Consider the following 19836-nt stretch of genomic DNA (forward strand, 5'->3'; position numbering starts at 1 on the left):
TTGGAGTAGCGTGAACGATTGCATTTTTGTATCGTAGATGCATGAATAAGTTAAAGTCTTTTGTTGTCGCGGCCTCTGCCGTATTGCTTTTTACAACTTCTGCAAATGCGCGCCTTGCTGCCTGCAAGGAAAAGAAGCGGGACGAAGCTTACAGTAAGCAACTCTCGGCAGCTACGTTGCAGACTATCATTGATAACGCTTTGCCGCAGAAGGCTGTGGACCCGGAACTTGGCGAACCTTATCAGGTCTACCCGATTGACGTAAAACCGTATGATAAGGTTTTCCATGCAACGCTGATTGAATATCCTTACGGAAGTTCTCCGCGTGCGTTGACGCATGAACCGAATTCGCGTGGAATTATCTTGTACGTGCATGGCTACAATGATTACTTCTTCCAGGAAGAGCTTGCGGAAAAATCGGATTCCGCGGGTTTTGCGTTCTTTGCGATAGACTTGCATTACAATGGTCGTTCGTATAGTGAAGGCGAGCCGCGCTCGGATATGCGTAGCGTCAAAGAATACTATGCTGAATTGGATGCAGCTATTGCGCTTAGCAAGAGTATTGCTGCGAAAGGCTCAAATGCAAAATTGCCATTTGTCATTCTCGGCCATTCGCAGGGTGGGCTGATTACGCCGAATTACCTGAATGAACGCAATAGCGAAGATTTTGCGGCTCTCGTTTTGAATAGCCCGTTCCTAGATTATAAAAATAGCTGGTTTGTCCGCAATGTGGCTTTCCCTGTGTTCTCGGATATTGCGCTGTTGTTGCCCGATGCACCCGCTCCGAAACAGGAAGCCCCTAAGTACAACATATCTCTTTTGAAAAGTGAAAAGGGCGAGTGGGAATTCAATCGTGAATTGAAAAGCGATGAATGGCCACAACAGTATTTTGGATACCTCCGTGCGACAACTCGCGGCATCAAGTGGATCCATGCGGGAATGAAGATTAAGGCTCCGATTCTCATGATGCGTAGCGGCTGCACGGTGAATACGGTCAAGTGGGATGAAGACTACATGCGCTGCGACTGCATGCTCGATGTGAATCTCCTCGAAAAGTGGGCTCCGAAATTGGGTAACGATGTCACGACCGTAACGATTGAGGACGGCATGCACGACTTGTTCCTTTCGCGCAAGGATGTCCGCGATAAAGCATACCGCACGATGTTTGAATTCTTGGATGGTGCCATTTTGCGGAAGCAAATTGTCGTTGCGCAGAACTTTTAATTATTAGATTTTGTTTTAATCGGTTAGCGCACTTTCCTTGTCATGAGGGGAGTGCGTTTTTTAGGAGAAAAATATGAGTAAGAACATTTGGGATATCTTTGCGCCGGTTTATGAATTTGCGATGCAACTTCGTTGCGGTTTATGGACAACGCTTTTGATGTGGTCGTGATTGCGAATGCTCTCCACATTATCCCGGAGCCCTCGAAGGCGCTTGCGGAAATCCGCCGCGTCTTGAAAGATGACGGTATACTCATTGCACCGAACTTTATATTCCCTGCTGACGGCAAAAGAAACTTGTGGCAAAAGCTTTTGAGTCTTGTCGGTGTCCGCTTTGCGCACGAATGGACGGAAGACGAATACAAGTCTTTTTTGAAAGGAAATGGCTGGACGATAACGGAAAATTGCGTTATTAAAGTGCGGATTGATTTAGCGTATGTGGAATGCAGGAAATAAAGATTATTTCGCTTCTATAAATTCATATCTTGTGATTCTTCTTGACATCGGAAAGGACCATCGCTGCAGGGCGGGTGCGACCTTTCAGCATGTCATTGTATCCTTTTTCGAGTTCCGTGTCGAGGCGCTCTTTTGACCATTTAGCGGCATTTTCGGGAGCTTTAGGCAGCTTCACATCGAAGGGAATTCCCTGTTGCAGAATAATCTGCTTATAGAACATGTTGATAGCGCTGGAAACGGATATACCGAGAGTTTCTAGGATGTTTTCAGCTTGTTCTTTGACATCGGGCTCTATGCGGGCGTATAAATTTGCGGTTTTGTTCATGTTATTTAATATACATATTTGTCCGTACAAAAGCAATACATTTGAGTGGGGCGCTGAACAAAAATGGAGATTCCCGCTCGGAGGCGGGAATGACAAGAATATGTTAAGAAAATTGCCCCGGACTTCTCCGGGGCAATTTAGTAGGTGGTTATTGAATGAGTTCTAATTTACTTCTTGGAGCTTGAGCATTTTGCCGAAGAGGCCACCTTTCGCTTTGAGTTCTGCGGGGGAGCCGGTTTCGATAACTTGACCGTTTTGCAGGACCACCACCTTGTCGGCATTGGCGATGGTGCGCATGCGGTGGGCGATGATGATGACGGTCTTGTTCTGCACAAGTTCCGAAATGCTCTGCTGAATCTTGGATTCGTTTTCGACGTCGAGGCTTGCGGTGGCTTCGTCAAGGAGCACGATGGGGGCGTCCTTGAGAATGGCGCGGGCGATGGAGATTCGCTGGCGTTCGCCGCCGGAGAGTGTATCGCCGTTTTCGCCGATGACGGTGTCATAGCCTTGCGGGAGCTTTTGGACAAAGTCGTCGCAGTTTGCAAGTTTTGCGGCTCGCAGAATTTCTTCGTCGGTGGCGTCGCGCTTACCGATGCGAATGTTGTCGCGGATGGAGGTGTTGAACAGCACGACATCTTGGAAGACGATGGAGAAGTTCTTGAGGAGCGTTTCGGGATCGATTCTCGAGATGTCCTGGCCGCCGAGCGTGATGGTGCCACCTTGAATGTCCCAGAAACGGGCGGCGAGCTTTGCAGCGGTTGTCTTTCCGCTGCCAGACGGGCCCACGAGTGCGGTGATCTCGCCTTGCTTGGCGGTGAACGAAGCCTTCTTCAAAACTTGCTTTTCTTCGTTGTAGTAGAAATCGACGTTCTTGAATTCGATGTCATAATCGGCGGGTTCGAACTTTGTGGAACCGCGCTGGACTTCCATATCGTCCATTTCCTTGAATCGCTTGAGGCGGACATCCAAGAAGAAAAGTTCCGTTATGTTGTTTAGAACGAGATAGATGGGGCTGTAAATCGTCGATGCGCAGACGATGTACACGAGGTAATCAAATATGCTTAATTTGTCTTGTGCAAGGAGGATAGAACCGAAAATGAGAACGGAAGCAAGGCCGAGTTTCAGGAAAATTTGTGCACCGTTCAGGATGACTCCTGACATGAATTCGCCTTTAATCTGGGAATGTTCATAGAATTTGGAGTGATCGTCCAATGCTTTGCAGACGCTTTCTTCTTCGCAGTAGGACTTGATTTCTTGAATATTTTCAAGGCTTTCCTGAATGTCTTCGGTGATGACGCGGGCCGCATTGTAGGTGTGCTTGAAGTTTTTGAACTGTAATTTGCGGGACAGGTAAATGAGCAATCCTGCAAACGGTGCAACCCACAAAAGTGCTGCCGCCATCAACGGGTTGTAAATGATGAGTGCGACTGCGCAGATAACGAGCATCGCGGCGACTGCGAAAATTTCAGGAACGGCGTGCGAGAAAATCATTTCAAGGGCGTTCACGTCGTTCATGATAGTCGAAGTCAAGTCGGAAAGGTCCTTTTTGCCGAAGAATGATAGCGGGAGTTTGCGCAACTTTTCGGCGAGCGTGATGCGACGTTTTTTACATTCCGAATAGACGGATTCGTACGTGCTGTCGTAAGAAAGCGCGTAGATGAAGTACATGACGAGGTAAATGACGACCGCAATTGCTATGTAAACCCAGAAATTATGCGGTTCTGCCGACGGATTTTGCATTTTCGCCATGAATTCCTTGAGGAACAGGAATACGAACGAAAGCGGGAGCATTAACGAAAGATAATGCCACGTTGTCCAAAATACACCTTTGATAAATGTTTTTGTACCTTCATCAGAGAGGACAAAGCGATTTTTAATCCAGTTATACATTCTTGCCTCCGATAGTCCAGCTGACGGACTGCTGATAATCTTGCCACATCTTGGCGAATATGCCGCCTTTTTCAACGAGTTCCTTGTGCGTGCCGCGTTCCACGATGCGGCCGCCTTGTACGACGAGAATCTGGTCGGCATTCACGATGCTTGTGAGTCTGTGTGCAATCATCAAGACTGTTTTGCCCTTCGAAAGCGTTTGCAGTGCTTGCTGGATAAGGCTTTCGTTTTCGGGGTCTGCAAATGCGGTCGCTTCATCAAGAACGACGATCGGTGCATTCTTGAGAATGGCGCGGGCAAGGACGATTCTCTGCTGTTCGCCGCCGGAGAGGTATGTACCCTTGCTGCCGATGATGGTGTTGATGCCTTCGGGCAGACGGTCAATGATTTCGCGGCATTGGGCGAGATCAAGCGCCTTGTTGACGCTTTCAATGGATGCCTCAGGAGTTCCGTAACGGACGTTTTCCAAAATACTCTTCTTGAAGAGTCGAGTATTCTGGAAAACGAATGATGTGTTTTTCATGAGGACTTCTTGGGGTATTTCCTTGATGGGCGCGCCGCCGACTAAAATTTCACCATCGTTGGCATCGAAGAATCTCGGGACGAGTTTTGCAATGGTGCTCTTGCCGCCGCCAGATGTACCAACGAGTGCGACTGTTTCGCCTTCCTTTATTTTGAATGAAATGTCATGAAGGACTTCATTTTCTGTGCCGGGGTAGGTGAACTTGACATTCTTGAATTCAACATCGAAATGCTTGACTTCTTGCGGGTTTGTCGGTGTAGCAAGTTCCGGGTAATCTGTCAACGATTCAATGCTACCAATGGCGAGTTTTGCCTGGTTGACTGCTTGGCTCAAGTACATGCTGCGCATGACGCACTGCGAGAAAACGGGGGTCACGAGAACATAGAGCATCAAGTCTACAATCGTTGCGGCGATGTTGCCTGAACTTGTTGCAATCAGGAATGCCGTGGGAACAAGGATGAGGGCGACGCCGTTGATGAGCGTCGTGTAAGAGCACATGATGAACTTCCAGCTGCTGGAATATGCAGTGACCATTTGATGGTAATCATCAATCGTTTTATAGAAATTCTTGAACGAGAAAATAGTTTGTTGGAAAACTTTAACGACGGGAATGCCGCGCACATATTCGACGGCTTCGGTGTTCATATCTTCGAGAGACTTCATGTACTTTTGCATAAAGTCCTTGCTCTTGTTCATCTTGGAGCCGAGCGTGATGATGGCGTAGGCAATTGGGACGAGTGATGCGATGCCAAGACGCCAATCGAAAATGAACAACAATACGAGCGAGGCGATGGGAACGACGATGGTTCCTGCCAAATCCGGAAGCTCGTGCGCCATGAATGTATGAGTGATGGCTGCGTTGTCGTCGATGATTTTGCGGATGCGTCCGGTGGGATTCTTGTCGAAAAAGCCAAGCGGGAGCTTGAGTAATTTTTTCATGGTGATTCTGCGAATGTTGCCTTCGATGCGGAAGGCAACTAAGTGCGAGCAGATGAGGGCGGAAAAGTAAAGTGCGACGCTTGCTGCCGAGAAAATGACCGCCATCAATGCGTAATGCTTGACCATGTCGTATGAAATATTACCTGTGTCGGCGAATAATTCACGGACGATGAGCCATACATATATAAAGGGAGCGATCCCAGCGATGGAACTCAATGATGAAAATAAAAGTGCAAACGGATATAAAATTTTTCGCGATTGCATATAAGGTGTTAGTCTTTTGAAAACACTCATAGTTACCTTCTGTTTGTTTTTCGCACCAATTTTAATTTATTGAGGTCTTGTTTTAAAGGTTATATTAGTCATATCTAACTTTTTGGATTGGTTTGAGTCCATTTGGAGTTGAGGCGGTCTTTTGGGATTTCTAAAATGCGGGCGAAACTTAAAAGGTGTATAACCCTAGGAGAACTGTATGAATAAAAAACTTATTGCACTTACTTTTGCTGCAAGCCTTTTTGCCGCCTGCGGTAGCGATTCTTCGAACAACGCAAGCTCTGATTCGGATGATTACAAGCGCGAATTTGCGACTTCCATTTCGACCGGCGAAACGATGTTTATCGGCACAATGTCCCTCGATCACACGGATGATTTGGGCAAGGACTTTGTTGAAGTCGGTACGCGTGCAGGTGTTGTCTATTACGATAATTCCCTGTTCATCGCTGATTTGGATGTTGGCTCTATTTCCCGTTACAGCTTGGCTGAAAACAACAAACTTGGCAAGGTGACCGCAAAGCTCTCTCTCCCGGGAACTTGGGTAAACCACATTTATTTTGTCAACGATGAAAAGGCTTATTTGGGCGGTATGCTCGATTCCTTGATCATCATCAACCCGAAAACCATGAAGAAGACTGGTGCAATTGATCTTTCCAAGTACAAGGATAAGGACGCTCTCGTGGTGAGCCCGGGAACTGGCGTGATTGTTGACGATCGCCTTTATGTGGGTCTCTTGCAGAACGTGAGCGACTATGCTACGGGTAACGAAGCTCAGGTCGCTATTATCGATATCAAGAAGGATAAAGTAATTGACGTTGCCAAGGACGACCGCATTGCTGCTGTGGGTTCTTTGGATGACTCCCAGAACCAGGCATTTATTGTGCTTGACGGTTACATTTACTGCTACAGTAACGCTTCTTGGGGCTACGCTCCTGGCCAGGTTGATGGCTTCCTCCGCATTAAGGTGGGTGAAACCAAGTTCGACGAAAAGTACGTTTGGAAGGTCAGCGAAGAAGTTGGCATTAAGAACCTTACGGAAAAGGGTAACTTCAAGTACCTCTCTCCGGCAACGTACCCGTCGGAAGATGGCTATGTCTATGCTTTCTTGAACGTGATGGTTGATTTGCAGCAGACTTGGACGGACATGGATAGCTATCACAATAACACTTGCAAGCCGGTGCAGGTTGACCTTGCCAAGAAGAAGATCAAGGCTTTGCCGATTGGTTATTCTTCGAGCTGGGCAAGCTACGGCAAGTATGTGGAAGATGATGGCAACGTAATTTTTGCGGTCTCTACTGAAGAAAATGGCAATGCATACTTCCGCTATGATCCGAAGACGGATAAGGCTAAGAAAATTGCGAAGGCTGAACAGATCCCGATGTGGATTGTGCCGCTGAAGTAAACCCTCTACGTCATCCTGAGTGAAACGAAGGATCCAGTGCATTTTAAAGTTGAGAGTAATGCCCTGGATTCTTCGCCTTTATAGGCTCAGAATGACGATTCGTGTAGAATATGAATTTGCGTAAAATGAAAAATATTGTTTTTGCCGCTTTTGCGGCATTTGCCGTTGTTTCTGCTTATGCGCAGGATGACGAAGTTACTTCGTTCGAAGATTTTGATGAACCGGTCGCGGAAAGTAATGCGACTGATGCTTCCAATGGTGGCACTTCTGAAGTAAATGCTGCGAGCGGTTCCGCAAGTTCCGAAGATGTGACGAAGTTGGATTTACTCTCGGTCGAGACGGAATCTGAAGCGGAGCAGACTGCTATTGCAAAACAGGTTGAAACGGTTTCAACGATTGATGCCGCTGAATTGCAAAATACGAGCAAGAGCGTTTCTAAGGCGATTAATTCTGCGTCTGGCGTGAAAGTGCGTAAGTCTGGCGGAATGGGTAGCGAAGGCAAAATCAATATTCGCGGCATGGAAGGCAAGAACATTAAGGTGCTTGTCAACGGCGTTCCTGTCGAAACGCAGGGAAATTTGGGACTTGACGATATTCCTATCGACCAAATTGCAGATATCGAAGTTTATAAGGGCTATATTCCGGCGCGTTTTGCAACGGATGGCGCGGGCGGTGCCATTAACATTGTGACTAAAAAACGTCCGACAAATTCTGTGGACGCTTCTTATAGTTTTTCGAGTTTCAACACGCATAAAGCTTCAGTTGCCGCGAGCCGTTTGATTGATAGCATTGCGGGAACTGCAAGCCTTGAAATTGGTGTGTCCGGTTACTTTAACCATTCCGATAATGATTACGAATTCACTTCGCCGTATATGAAAAGTTCTACGGGCGAAGATACGAGCGTTGTTCGCGATCACGATCATTACACCTCTTACAATGTGCAGGCTTTTGCAAATTTGATGAACGCCTGGTTTGACCAAATTTCGTTGGGTGCAAGTTTTGGTGCTTTTGACAAGCAGATTCAGGGCGTTGAAAATCGCATTAAGGAATCAACCTCCGAAGGCTATAATTTCGGTGCTTCTCTTGGACTGGATAAGAAAAATTTCTTTGCGAAAAATTTGAATTTTAGCGATTATTTTTCGTTCGGTTATGCTGAAAATAAAATTACCGATACGAGCCGAGTCCATTGCCGCAACTGGTTTAGCTGCGATACAGCGCAAAAGAATGTAGGCGAACTCGTGTCTATGGGACTCCCGAGATTACGCACGGTGCAGGTGTACGATTTCAATAACTTACTGAATTTTGATTATCAGTTTATTAAGGATCAAAAGATTTATTGGAATACGCTCGTCAAGTACCACAGGGAAAATCCTGAAGACGATTACGGCTCTGAAAAGGCTCAGTTTAACACAGCGGGGCTTCCGGGAGAAGTTTTCTCGATAACGACGGGGCTTTCTCTTGAAAATAATTTCTTTGATTCGCGACTCCAGAATCTTCTCGGTTTCAAGTTCCATTACATGAAGGCTGAAATTTCGAATATGCCGACAAGCCTTCTGATTGAACCTGCTGTAGAATCGAATGATTACCATGATTTCAGTTACGATGAAAGCTTGATGTTCAAGGTCGCAAAGCAACTTTCTGTGAAGGCTTCGTATCAGCATGCTGTACGTTTGCCGACTCCTGAAGAACTCTTTGGCGATGGCATTCGCGTGAGTGCGGCGACAAAGTTGAAACCTGAACAGGCTGATAATTTCAACTTTGGAATTTCTGTAGACTTGCAGGAACTGCCGTTTGTAACAAGACTCCGCTTTGACGGTGATGTATTTTATTCGTACTACAAAGATAGAATCCATTACATGAGTTCTGCACAGATGTCTACGCCTTACTTTAACATGAATCCGATTCGTGCCTGGGGCTACGAAGGCGACGTAAAGCTGGATGTCAATGAATGGGTTTTGCTCGGAACGAACTGGACTTTCCAGGACTTGCGTAACATGAAATATACGGCAAAACAGGGCGTCCCCAAGAAGGCGATTGTACCGAATATTCCGCGATTCTTTATGAACTATCTCGCGGAATTCCATATTGGTGATTTGTTTGGCAAAGAAGACTTCTTGAAAGTCTGGTGGTCTGCAAATTATACGGATGAATATTTCTACGGCTGGAAGATTAGCTCCCGCCAGAGCCGTAAAATTAAAGCTTCGTTCACGCAAGACGTGGGCGTTGAATATTCCATTTGGGATAATAAACTGGGCTGGAGCTTTGAAGTCGATAATATCACGGATAGCGAATCGTTCGATAAGTTTGGTGAAAGTAAACCGGGTAGAAGTTTTGCAACAAAGATTCGCTACAGTTTTAAATAGAAGGAGTTTGTAAGAATGTGTTTGTCTGAATTACAGGAAAATCAAAAGGGCTTGATTCAAAAGATTAACGGGGATTCCCGCTTTATTTCTCGCGTGGTTTCGATGGGACTTCCGCCGAGCAGTCCGTTCTTGGTGCTGCAAAATGATGGGCGTACTCCGGTTCTCGTGTATTCGCACGATACGATGATTGCGATTAACCGCAAAGAATGCATGCAGATTGACGTGGAGATGGCATGAGAACGATTGCTTTGCTGGGACAGCCGAATTCCGGCAAGTCCACTCTTTTTAATGCATTGACGGGCTCGCATCAGCATGTCGGTAACTGGCCTGGGAAAACGGTGGAAAGGGCGGAAGGCTTTTTCACGCAGGGCGAAGAACTTTATCGCGTTGTTGATTTGCCGGGTAGCTATGGGCTTACGGCAAACTCTGCCGAAGAAGTTGTAACGCGCACTTACATTGAACACGGTTATGCCGACATTGTCTGCATTATCGTTGACGCTTCGCAGCTGGAACGCAGCCTTTACATGCTTGCAGATTTTGCAGGCGTTAAAAGCCCGGTGATGCTTGTGCTTAACATGATGGATGTTGCCGAGCAGAAGGGCAAAAAGATTGACGTCCAGAAAATCGAAAAACTTTTGAACATTCCGGTGCTTGGCTTTACGGCAGCAAATTTGGACGACTATCCGAAATTCTTTGAAACGCTGAATCGTGCGCTTGAAAAGAAGGCGACGATTTCGTCGGATAAAATTCGTGATATTGTTGAACGCGATGGCAAAAAGTCGCGTGTTACAAATCTGAAAAAGCTTGAAGATTTGATTGCATCTCTAAAATTTGACAATCGCGAAAGATTCTGGGTTGCATCAAAGCTTTTGGAAAATGATTCGCTCGTGCGTTCGGAAGTCGAAACGGCGGTGACACCGGAACATTGGAAGCAAATCAAGGAAATTCTGGATGCTGAAGGTTCTGATGGCGGACTTTTGACGGGTGAAGCGAAGTACCGCTTTGTCTCTGAAGTTCTCCGTGATGCGTCTGAAGGCGAAGAAAAGTCGATGAAGCTTTCTCGCTTTGATAAAATTGCGACGCACCGCATCTGGGGTAAAATTGTCGCGTTCTTTATTCTCGTGCTTACGCTTGCCGTGAGCATGATGATTGCAGTCCCGATTATTGCAAGCTGCTTTGGACTCCAGCATGTTGCAGAACCGCTTGTGGTTCAAATGTGCGAAAAGTTTGGCTGGTGGCCTTCTGTAGCGTCGTTCATCAATGGCGTTATCATTGGCGGTCTATCTGTGACTGTCGCTATGATGAGCTTTGTCTTTGCGATTCTCGTGACATTTGGCCTGATGGAAGATACAGGCTACTTGGCGAGATCTTCGTATGTGTTTGACTCGTGGCTTTCAAGGCTTGGCTTGCATGGCAAGGCATTTATGCCGCTGTTCTCTGGGCTTGCTTGCACGGGCGGCGCCGTTTGCGGTACGCGCGTGTTGGATACACGTGGACAGCGCTTGTTTGCGATGGTGCTTTTGTGGTCGATCCCGTGCGGCTCAAAAGTTGCCGTAGTGCTTTTCCTTGCTTCTGTTTTCTTTGGCTCGGCGGCTCCGTTGTTTGGCTTGGTTTATGTAGCGATGATTTTTGCATCGTTCTGGCTCTCGTCTAAACTTTTCGGAAATAAGCTGATGCCGGTGAATGAACGCGTGGGCATGATTATGGAACTCCCGCCGTACCACAAGCCACATTGGAAAATTTTGCTCAAGACGGTTGCTCGCAATGTCTGGGCGGTTTTCAAGAAGGCGATTGCAGTTATTTGGTTTGTGTCCCTCTTGTTCTGGCTTATTTCGTATTCGAAAGATGGAAATGTGGAACATAGCGTACTTTACACCATTGGCAATGCGATTGAACCATTTACGCAGATTTTCGGTATGCGCTGGCAACTGTTTATTTCGTATATCGGCGGAATCTTTAGTAAGGAAGCGTCGCTTGGCGTGATGAGCGTTGTCTTCTCGAGTACAACGGATGCGTTCTCGCTTGTTGCCCGTAATGAGGCGGGTGCAAATCTTGGCGAAATGATGCGTGCCGTGGTGACAATCCCGGAAGCTCTTGCATTTATTTTTGCATCCATGTTCAATATCCCTTGTGTACTAGCAATGGGTACAACGTATCGTGAAACGCATTCCCTTAAGTGGATGCTTGCGATTGCGGGTTACTACTTTGCAATTTCGCTCGGCTTGGCGTTTATCGTTTACCACATTGCGCTGTGGGTGCTTTAGGACTTCTTCACAAAACCCAGACTACAATAGAAGCGGGTATGGCGTGCCGAACGGTGCGCCATACTTGTTTTCGCGTCTCGTCATTCTGAGCAACGCGAAGAATCCAGTGCAGAACTTAACTGGATCCTTCATGCTACGCATTCAGGATGACGCACGAAAAAAGTTACCCTTGTCTAATTGGATTGTTTTAAAACTATTTAGAGTAGAACCTTTATAGGTGCTTAATTTATTTTTACTCGTCTATGTTGGAATTGGGGCATTCAAAAATGAAAAAGAAAATTGCGTTCTCTGTTGCGTTATGTTCTGCTTGTGCGATTGCGCAGAGCGATGAAGTTACAAGCTACGACGATGCATTTTTCGATGAACCCGCGGCAGTGAGCGAAACGTCTGCTCCAACTGCAGCGAAAACTGAAGGTGCTGCAGAAACGCCTTCCAAGAATTCCTCAAAGTCCTCTGATGTTACGATTCTTGATGGTTTGTCTGTCGAAGACGAAAGCGAAGCTGAAGCTACTCCTGTCGATACAAAAACGAAAGCAGAATCCGTCAAAGTTTTGGATACAAAGGAATTGCAAGGCTCCAGTGCAACAATTGCCGATGCAACAAATCGCTCAAGTGGCGTGAAGGTTCGTCAATCAGGTGGTCTTGGCTGCGAAAGTAAAATCAATATTCGCGGCATGGAAGGCAAAAACGTAAAAGTCCTTGTCGATGGCGTGCCTGTCGATAATGGTAATGGAAGCCTGTCTGTAAATGATATCCCGATAGATAAAATTGACCGCATTGAAGTTTACAAGAGCTATGTGCCAGAACGTTTTGCGACGGATGGCGTGGGCGGCGTCATCAATATCGTGACGCATAACTTGCCCGAAAGTTCCATTGCTGGGTCGTATTCCATTGGAAGTTTCAATACGCACAAGGCTTCGTTAGATGCGAAATATGTTTGGGCGGTCGATTCTGCAAATCAGCGCTCTGTAGAAACGGGCATTTCGGCTTATTACAACTATTCCGATAACGATTATGAATTTACCACGCCGTATATGGATACGACGGTGACGCGTGAACACGATCGTTATTACAGCTATAGCATTGCTCCGTTTGTGAACTTGAACCGTTTTTGGTTTGAGCGTATTTCGTTGGGCGCAAGCTTTGGTGGAATGAATAAAGAAATTCAGTCAACGGCGCATCGTGTTGAAGATGCGTTTGCCGAGGCTTGGGGCTATGGCGTTTCTTTAGGGCTTGAGAAGAAAGATCTTTTTGTGAAGGGGCTTTCTGCTGGATTGTCTGTCGGTTTTAATTACAGCAAGGATCGTGTCGTTGACACAAGCCATGTGTATTACTTTGGATGGGATAAGAATAATTATAAGGAGATGAAACGTTCTTCCGGTGAAATGTCCATGGGGAGCGCCACTTTCGTTGAACGCAAAAATTATACGTTGACGATGCCTTGGAATATCGGTTACGATTTCGATGATAATCATTCTCTTTTGCTTAGCGGACTTTATCGCTATGAATCACAGGAACCGAAAGACAAGTTGGCGGCTAAGGGACAACTCCTGAATAATGCGGGATTCCCTGGAAATAGCAATTCGTTGGTGGTTGGTCTTTCTTCTGAAAATAATTTCTGGAATAAGCGAATCCAGAATGTGGCGGGATTTAAGGTGTATTATTACTCCATTACTGCCGATAATGTTGACGGAAAACTGAAACGTTTAACGGATGACGATGCCACAAATAAGGATGTTGGCTATAGCGAAAACTTACGTATCAAGATTTTTGAACCGTTTGCGATTAAAGGTGGATACCAGCATAGCTTGCGTTTCCCGACTCGTGAAGAAATTTTTGGCGATGGAATGTATGTGCAGTGTGCTCCGAATTTGAAACCTGAAAAATCGGATAATTTTACTGCCGGTGCAGAACTTGATTTGGATAAGATTCCCCTTTTGCTTAAAATGCACTTGGAATTCAACTGGTTCTACTTGCTGATGGAAGATCGGATTTATTGGAATAATTATGCCTCTATTCCGCGCCCGTATTATAATAGCGTCGGTACGATAACTTCAGGATTTGAAATTGACGCTGCGATTGATGTGAACGAATATGTTGCGCTCTCGTTTAACTTGACGAAGCAGGATGCAGAAAGCCGCGAAGCGGATATGTCGTTTGGTATTGCGAAAGGTCTTACTGTTCCGAATACGCCGACGTTCTATATGAATTTTGGAGCAGAATTCCATATTGGTGATTTGTTCTTCCGCGATGACTTTTTCAAGCTTTATTGGTTTGCAAATTATACGGATGAATATTATTACGGCTGGAAAGTTTCGGCAAAACAAGATCGTACAATCCCGAGTTCGTTCTCGCAAGATTTAGGTGTTGAATACTGCATTATGGCAAATAAGCTCTCTTGGAGTTTTGAAGTCAAGAACTTTACGGATGAACTTGTCTATGACAAGTATGGAGAATCTAAGCCGGGTCGCGCTTTTGCGACGAAGGTGAAGTTCTCGCTTTAATGGAATGCCCGCAGGCATGACAAGACGAAAGATTTAACAAATAACAAAAAGGAATAAAAATGAAATCCTACAAGTCCCTTATTCTTACAGCTGCACTCGGTCTGATGCTTGCTGGTTGCGGCGATGATTCTGGTTCCAATGCTCCAGCTGATGAACCGAAAAGCTCTTCGTCTTCAGAAAAGACGGCAAAGAGCTCTTCTTCTGTCAAGAAAGAAAACAAGAGTTCTTCTTCGTCTGCAAAGAGCTCCTCTTCGGCTAAGTCTAGCAGCTCTTCTAAGGAAGGAAAGAAATCTGAAGATCAGAAGTACGTTCTTTCTTTCATGATGGAAACTTCTCAGTATGTGGGTATTGCTTCGCTTTCTGATGACCAGTCCAAGGTTGTCAAGAACTTTGTTGAAGCAACGAATTCTGGTTCTGTCATGTATTTCAATGGCTCTGTCTATGTGCTCGCTGCTGACAATGCCATGAATAGTACGCTTTCCCGCTATGAAGTTAAGGACGGCAAGATGGCTGACAAAGCTTCTGCTACGGCTAAGTTCACGGGAACGCAGTCTATTGCAATGAAGTTTGTCGACAAGAATAAGATGTATGTTGAACAGGCTTTGGGTGACGTGATTACCGCTTTGGATCCGACGACTCTCAAGGAAACTGCAAATATTGATCTTTCTAGCTACATCGATGAAGAAAGCGGTGCTTTGAGTACGGTTCCGGGTTCTGCTGTGATTAGCGGAGACAAGATGTATGTTTGCTTGAACCAGTTTGTTGATTTTACAAACATGATTGCTGGCCCGCGTGCATCCGTCGCTATTATTAACACCAAGACCGACAAGGTCGAGAAGGTTGTCTATAGCGACAAGGTCTCTGCTGTCGGTGGCATGGACGATATGAATGGCACGGCTTCTTTTGTTGATGAAAAGGGCGATGTCTACTTCTACTCCAATGCTTCTTACGGCTTTGTTGAAGGCTATAAGGAAGGTTGGGTGCGCATTAAGAAGGGCGAATCCGAATTTGACGAGGATTGGATTTTCCGCATGAATGAAGCTGAATACGATGGCAAGAAGACGAACGACAATCATTTGATGGTTGGCGGAACCTATATGGGTGACGGTAAGTTCATGGGTTTCTTTGGTAATTTTGAAGATCCGACGAACTTCAATAACTATGAATGGTACTTTGTGGTGGTTGATGTTTACAAGAAAACCATCAAGAAGCTTGACTTGAGCCCGACGATTCCGTGGTTTGCACCGTCTATCCACTTGGATGCCGATGGCAAGAGCGTTTTGCTTGGCCATGCTGACAGCAAGGGTGGTGCCATCTACCGCTACGACATTGCTTCTGGCAAGGTCAAAAAGGAAATGAGCGTTAAGACGGGAACTGCTTACTACATCGTTCCGATTAAGGAATAATTAATTTAGGATTTAAGACTCCTACTCTTCTGATCCAGACTCCCATAGAAGAAAAAGTATGGCGTGCCAATTGTTGATTCATGCGGTGCGTCATATTTTTTTATCTCGCTTTGTTCAAAATTTTAAAAATGTTACTCTAGTCTAATTGGAGCTTTTTTAAACCGTTTAGAGTAGAATATAGGGGGTGTTCTGATTTATTTTTGTCCGTCCAATTGTGTGGTTCAAATGACTCAGAAACGAATCTATTCAGCTTTGTCTTTCAACAAGGCCTTTTATATAGGGCTTGCAGTTGCAATCCTTATCCATATCGCCACACTTTTAAACCCGTATTTCAAGAAACAAGAAATCTCGACTCAGCGTCCAGATGCTCCCGTAATGCATGCGGAAAAGGTCTATATCGCGCCCCCTCCGCCTCCAGAAACGCCTCCGGTCGTGAAAAAGGTCGTTCGTGCTAAAATTATCCCGAAGGTGGTCGAAAAACCGGTTGAAGAACAGCCTCCTGAACCGGAACCGATTCCGGAACCGGTAACAGAAACGGCACCAGTCGCAGTTGCGGAACCTGTTGTCGAAGCGCCTCCTGCGCCCCCTGTGGTCAAGGAACCGCCCAAACCTTCGGCTGATTCTGTGAAAATGGTGACCCGCACGTACTTGCGCTCGCTCAAAAAGCAATTGGAACAGATCAAGGATTACCCTGCGACGGCTAAGCGCCTAAAGCAGGAAGGCACGGTACGTGTGCGGTTTACCATCCTCGCCGATGGCAAGATTGAACAAATCGAAGTTTCGGAATCAAGCCGTTATTCGTCGCTGGACAATAGTGCCTTGGAAGCCGTTGCCAACATGGGCAAATTTCAACCTATTCCAAAACTTTTAGAAAAAGAACGCTGGAGAATCGAAATTCCAATCCAGTACAAACTTAATGCAGGGAGATCGTAATGAACTTCATTCTCGACTTTGTCAAACAGGGCGGTTACATCGGCTACATCCTGGTTGCACTGAACTTTATCGGTTACGCCATCATTATCTGGAAGGTGATTTCGCTAATTGTCTTTAATAAAACCGTGCAGCCGCGTTTGACAGATAAAGTTATCCATCGCGTGGTGACCTGCAATACCGACCATCACATCATTACAGAAAGTATCCGCACTGAAATCGGCCTTGCCTTCTCTCCGCTCACGAAGGGCCTTACGACAGTCGAAAATATCGCATCGATTTCTCCAATGCTTGGCCTCCTCGGTACGGTGGTGGGCATTTTCAACGCATTTACGGTGATAGCGGCCTCTGGCCTTGATGATCCATCCGCTTTTGCGACGGGCATTAAGTTTGCCCTCGTGACAACGGTCCTTGGGCTTGTGGTCGCTATCCCGCACGTGATTGCGTTCAACTACCTGAATGCCCGCATGGAGCAGGAACAGGACGAAGTCGAAAACCAGGTGCTTTTGCACTTGGGCAAGACTTTGCAGGAACGTGACGCAAAGAGAACGGAGTCCCGCAATGGCTAAAAGACGTCGTCGCATATCGCTGGACATGACGCCCTTAATTGACTGCGTATTTTTGCTGCTCGTCTTTTTCTTGGTGACGTCTGTCTTTAAGCAGGACAAATCTGTCCTCAAGCTTTTATTGCCCGAAACTTCGAGCGAAGTCAAGCAGGAAGTTTCTGAAGGATTCTTTATAGAACTTTCAGAAACCGAAATCGCCATCAACGGTGAATTGGCGACAGTTGAAATTTTGAAGAACAAGAGTGCCGCCGTGCAAAACAAAAAAGCGCCGGTGGCCTTGAAAATCGACAAAAAGACTCCTTACGAAAAAGTCGCAGAAGTCTTGGATGTTCTCCAGATGGAAAAGATTTACAACATACAATTCGTCAATGAATTAAAAAAGGAGTGAGAAGATGTCACGTATTCGAATAAATATCGAAAAGGTGAACGAAAAATTTGAAAACTTCGCAAGGTTCCTGATTTCGCACAGGGCCTTGCTTCTTGTTTCGTTTATAGCCTTGCTTGCGATTTCTATCGTGGGCATGAAAAAAATTTACGTCGAAGCATCATGGGATAGCTACTTTATTGAAGGCGACCCGATGCTTGTCGAAACGGACAAGTTCAAGGAAACGTTCGGCAATGACTATTTCGTAGGCGTGATGGTCGAAACGGAACAGTCTGTTTTAACGCCGGAAAACTTGAAGCTTTTGCGCGAGCTTTCGAACGAATTGCGCGATAGCCTCTCGTATTCTGACGGTAAGGCAACATCGATTGTCGATTTGGAATACATGCTCGGCACGGATGAAGGCATGGAAATCGTGCAGATCGTGCCGGAAGAAATCCCGACAGATGAAGCGGGCCTTGCCGAAATTGAAAAGCGCCTCGCCGCAAAGCCGGAACTTGCAAAAAAGCTCATCTCTAAGGACCGCAAGCAGGCCTTTATTAACGTGAAGCTCCGTCCGTTCCCGGAAGATTCTGTGTGGAAGGCTGAAGGCGAAGCGAAGGGCGTTAAAGCTGAAGCTCCGGACATGAAGACGGGCCGCGAAACCTCTGAAATCATCGCCAAGGAAAAGTACGCTCCGCTGCACCCTCTTGCAACGGGTATGCCTTACTTGAGCCATCAGAAACTCAAGTACATCGGCGAAGAAATGAGCCGTATTTTCCTCATTACGATTCTCTGCTCCATCATCGTGATGTTCCTCGTGACGCGCTCTCTCCGCGGAATCGTTTCTCCGCTGATTACCACGTTTGCGGGCGTCATCATGACTTTTGGCTTGGTCGGCTATCTCGGTCTTTATATGGATGCGACCAACATCATGGTGCCTGTCATCTTGGCGTTTGCCGTCTCCATTGCGTATAACATTCATATCCATTCTTTCTTCCGCAAGAATATGATGCTCACGGGTAAGCGCAAGGAATCTGTGCTTTACGCCATGAAAGAAACCGGCTGGTCAGTGCTGTTCTCGGGACTCACAACGATTGTGGCACTTCTGTCGTTCCTGTCGGTGATGCTTAAGCCTATCCGCTCCGTGGGCATCCTCTCTTCTATCGCTGTTGGCTTCATTCTCCTTGTGGCTCTTACAGTTTCGCCGATTCTCCTGAGCTTTGGCAAGGATAAAAAGCCGAACGCCAAGGTGCTCGAAAAGGGCGATACGCGTATGGGCCTCATCCTCAATAATCTTGGTCAGTTTGTTCTGACTCACGGAAAGCCGATTGCCATTATTTTTGCTGTGATTACCGCAATTTCGATTTATGGCGTCACCAAGATGGAACCCGCGTTTGACGTGGAACGCACGATGGGCCGCAAGGTCGAATACGTGAACAAGATGCTTTACGTTGCCGAATCTGAAATCGGTAGCTTCTACTCTTACGACTTGGTGATTGACTTTGGCGAAAATGACAAGGCTAAGGAAGTCGATAATCTCAAGAAGTTGGAACAGCTGCAGGATCACGCTCAAAAGTATCCGCTGACAAAACGTTCCACTTCCATTCTCGACATCCTGAAGGATTTGGACCGCACCTTGAATGAAAACCGCCAGGAAATGTACGCTATCCCGGAAACGGAAGAACAGGTGGCCCAGCTCTTGCTCCTGTACGAAAATGCCGGTGGTTCCGAAGCAAGCTACTGGATGGATTACGATTACAAGAAGCTCCGCTTGATGGTCGAAATCTCTAGCTACAACTCCAACGAACTCCAGAAGGAAATCGAAGATTTGCAGAACTTCGCTCGTGAACTTTATCCGAATGCGAAGGTGACGGCTGTGGGTAACTTGCCGCAGTTTACCGCTATGCAGCAGTATTTGGAAGTAGGTCAGATGACGTCCTTCCTCATCTCTGTCGTGATTGTTGCGGTGCTCTTGATGATTGTCTTCGGCAGCGTTCGTACGGGTCTCATTGGCATGATTCCGAACATCGCTCCGGGTATTTTCGTGGGCGGCTATCTTGGCTTTAGCAACATCCCGCTCGACATGATGACGGCAACGCTTATCCCGATGATTATCGGCCTTTCCGTGGACGATACGATCCACTTCATCAACCACGGTCATGTGGAATTTGACCGTAGCAAGAACTACACGGATTCCATTCTCAAGGTGTTCCGCGCTGCGGGCCCGGCTCTTGTGATGACGACGATTATCATGGTGGCGACATTTGCGGGCTTTACGACTTCGCAGGCAACGCAGATGTTCAATTTTGGCTTTGTGGTGTTTGTGGGCCTTGTCTCGGCTTTACTTGCCGACCTGTTCGTGACACCGCTTTTAATCAAGAAGTTTAAAATTTTCGGAAAATAGGAGGATA

At 46.4% G+C, this 19836-nt stretch carries 15 protein-coding genes; 12 read left to right on the forward strand and 3 right to left on the reverse strand.

Features of this window, described 5'->3' with window-relative positions; all coding sequences use genetic code 11:
* Window positions 1-41 precede the first annotated feature (41 nt).
* Window positions 42-1223 carry an alpha/beta hydrolase gene (locus tag CRN95_RS11155; RefSeq protein ID WP_235002998.1) on the forward strand — a complete coding sequence of 394 codons (1182 nt, stop codon included), beginning with the start codon at window positions 42-44 and terminating at the stop codon, window positions 1221-1223.
* Between the two features lie 141 nt (window positions 1224-1364).
* Window positions 1365-1676: a class I SAM-dependent methyltransferase gene (locus CRN95_RS11160; protein ID WP_235002999.1), complete on the forward strand. Its 312-nt coding sequence runs from the start codon at window positions 1365-1367 to the stop codon at window positions 1674-1676.
* Window positions 1677-1698: 22 nt separating this feature from the next.
* Here CRN95_RS11160 and CRN95_RS11165 read toward each other — a convergent pair whose 3' ends face one another.
* The 3 genes from CRN95_RS11165 to CRN95_RS11175 form a co-directional block, all read right to left on the reverse strand.
* Entirely contained in the window at window positions 1699-2001 is a 303-nt protein-coding gene (locus CRN95_RS11165; protein WP_088630464.1) for a type II toxin-antitoxin system RelB/DinJ family antitoxin, read from the reverse strand.
* A 162-nt stretch (window positions 2002-2163) separates the two neighbouring features.
* Window positions 2164-3891, reverse strand: a complete 1728-nt coding sequence (locus CRN95_RS11170) for an ABC transporter ATP-binding protein (RefSeq protein WP_088630463.1) — start codon at window positions 3889-3891, stop codon at window positions 2164-2166.
* Window positions 3884-5647: an ABC transporter ATP-binding protein gene (locus tag CRN95_RS11175; RefSeq protein ID WP_088630462.1), complete on the reverse strand. Its 1764-nt coding sequence runs from the start codon at window positions 5645-5647 to the stop codon at window positions 3884-3886. Before CRN95_RS11175 ends, CRN95_RS11170 begins: the two co-directional genes overlap by 8 nt.
* A 178-nt stretch (window positions 5648-5825) precedes the next feature.
* Between CRN95_RS11175 and CRN95_RS11180 the strand changes: the two genes are divergently transcribed.
* The 10 genes from CRN95_RS11180 (at window position 5826) to CRN95_RS11225 (ending at window position 19829) form a co-directional block, all read left to right on the forward strand.
* The gene (locus CRN95_RS11180) at window positions 5826-7028 is read left to right on the forward strand and encodes a hypothetical protein (RefSeq protein ID WP_088630461.1); all 1203 of its coding nucleotides are present in this window, start codon (window positions 5826-5828) and stop codon (window positions 7026-7028) included.
* A 125-nt stretch (window positions 7029-7153) separates the two neighbouring features.
* Window positions 7154-9391 (forward strand): TonB-dependent receptor, encoded by a 2238-nt coding sequence (locus CRN95_RS11185; RefSeq protein WP_235003001.1) that lies wholly within the window; start codon window positions 7154-7156, stop codon window positions 9389-9391.
* A gap of 15 nt (window positions 9392-9406) precedes the next feature.
* A complete protein-coding gene (locus CRN95_RS11190) occupies window positions 9407-9628 on the forward strand; it encodes a FeoA family protein (protein WP_097020934.1) in 222 nt (73 codons plus the stop codon).
* Window positions 9625-11655: a ferrous iron transport protein B gene (feoB, locus tag CRN95_RS11195; RefSeq protein WP_097020935.1), complete on the forward strand. Its 2031-nt coding sequence runs from the start codon at window positions 9625-9627 to the stop codon at window positions 11653-11655. The genes CRN95_RS11190 and feoB overlap by 4 nt, the downstream gene beginning before the upstream one ends.
* A gap of 266 nt (window positions 11656-11921) precedes the next feature.
* On the forward strand, window positions 11922-14159 hold the full coding sequence (locus tag CRN95_RS11200) for a TonB-dependent siderophore receptor (protein WP_159462310.1): 2238 nt from the start codon (window positions 11922-11924) through the stop codon (window positions 14157-14159).
* Between the two features lie 59 nt (window positions 14160-14218).
* Entirely contained in the window at window positions 14219-15565 is a 1347-nt protein-coding gene (locus CRN95_RS11205) for a hypothetical protein (RefSeq protein WP_097020937.1), read from the forward strand.
* Between the two features lie 225 nt (window positions 15566-15790).
* A complete protein-coding gene (locus CRN95_RS11210) occupies window positions 15791-16498 on the forward strand; it encodes an energy transducer TonB (RefSeq protein WP_088630502.1) in 708 nt (235 codons plus the stop codon).
* Window positions 16498-17064 (forward strand): MotA/TolQ/ExbB proton channel family protein, encoded by a 567-nt coding sequence (locus CRN95_RS11215; RefSeq protein ID WP_014546407.1) that lies wholly within the window; start codon window positions 16498-16500, stop codon window positions 17062-17064. Before CRN95_RS11210 ends, CRN95_RS11215 begins: the two co-directional genes overlap by 1 nt.
* Window positions 17057-17449, forward strand: coding sequence for a biopolymer transporter ExbD (locus CRN95_RS11220; protein WP_014546408.1), 393 nt, complete (start codon window positions 17057-17059; stop codon window positions 17447-17449). Before CRN95_RS11215 ends, CRN95_RS11220 begins: the two co-directional genes overlap by 8 nt.
* Window positions 17450-17453: 4 nt before the next feature.
* Entirely contained in the window at window positions 17454-19829 is a 2376-nt protein-coding gene (locus tag CRN95_RS11225) for an RND family transporter (RefSeq protein WP_088630456.1), read from the forward strand.
* The last annotated feature ends 7 nt before the right edge of the window (window positions 19830-19836 follow it).

This window comes from Fibrobacter sp. UWB16, assembly GCF_900215325.1.
GTDB lineage: Bacteria > Fibrobacterota > Fibrobacteria > Fibrobacterales > Fibrobacteraceae > Fibrobacter.

Coding starts and splice junctions, on each gene's coding strand:
- CRN95_RS11155 (WP_235002998.1), top strand. CDS start 42: ATGAATAAGTTAAAGTCTTTTGTTGTCGCGGCCTCTGCCGTATTGCTT.
- CRN95_RS11160 (WP_235002999.1), top strand. CDS start 1,365: ATGGACAACGCTTTTGATGTGGTCGTGATTGCGAATGCTCTCCACATT.
- CRN95_RS11165 (WP_088630464.1), bottom strand. CDS start 2,001: ATGAACAAAACCGCAAATTTATACGCCCGCATAGAGCCCGATGTCAAA.
- CRN95_RS11170 (WP_088630463.1), bottom strand. CDS start 3,891: ATGTATAACTGGATTAAAAATCGCTTTGTCCTCTCTGATGAAGGTACA.
- CRN95_RS11175 (WP_088630462.1), bottom strand. CDS start 5,647: ATGAGTGTTTTCAAAAGACTAACACCTTATATGCAATCGCGAAAAATT.
- CRN95_RS11180 (WP_088630461.1), top strand. CDS start 5,826: ATGAATAAAAAACTTATTGCACTTACTTTTGCTGCAAGCCTTTTTGCC.
- CRN95_RS11185 (WP_235003001.1), top strand. CDS start 7,154: ATGAAAAATATTGTTTTTGCCGCTTTTGCGGCATTTGCCGTTGTTTCT.
- CRN95_RS11190 (WP_097020934.1), top strand. CDS start 9,407: ATGTGTTTGTCTGAATTACAGGAAAATCAAAAGGGCTTGATTCAAAAG.
- feoB (WP_097020935.1), top strand. CDS start 9,625: ATGAGAACGATTGCTTTGCTGGGACAGCCGAATTCCGGCAAGTCCACT.
- CRN95_RS11200 (WP_159462310.1), top strand. CDS start 11,922: ATGAAAAAGAAAATTGCGTTCTCTGTTGCGTTATGTTCTGCTTGTGCG.
- CRN95_RS11205 (WP_097020937.1), top strand. CDS start 14,219: ATGAAATCCTACAAGTCCCTTATTCTTACAGCTGCACTCGGTCTGATG.
- CRN95_RS11210 (WP_088630502.1), top strand. CDS start 15,791: ATGACTCAGAAACGAATCTATTCAGCTTTGTCTTTCAACAAGGCCTTT.
- CRN95_RS11215 (WP_014546407.1), top strand. CDS start 16,498: ATGAACTTCATTCTCGACTTTGTCAAACAGGGCGGTTACATCGGCTAC.
- CRN95_RS11220 (WP_014546408.1), top strand. CDS start 17,057: ATGGCTAAAAGACGTCGTCGCATATCGCTGGACATGACGCCCTTAATT.
- CRN95_RS11225 (WP_088630456.1), top strand. CDS start 17,454: ATGTCACGTATTCGAATAAATATCGAAAAGGTGAACGAAAAATTTGAA.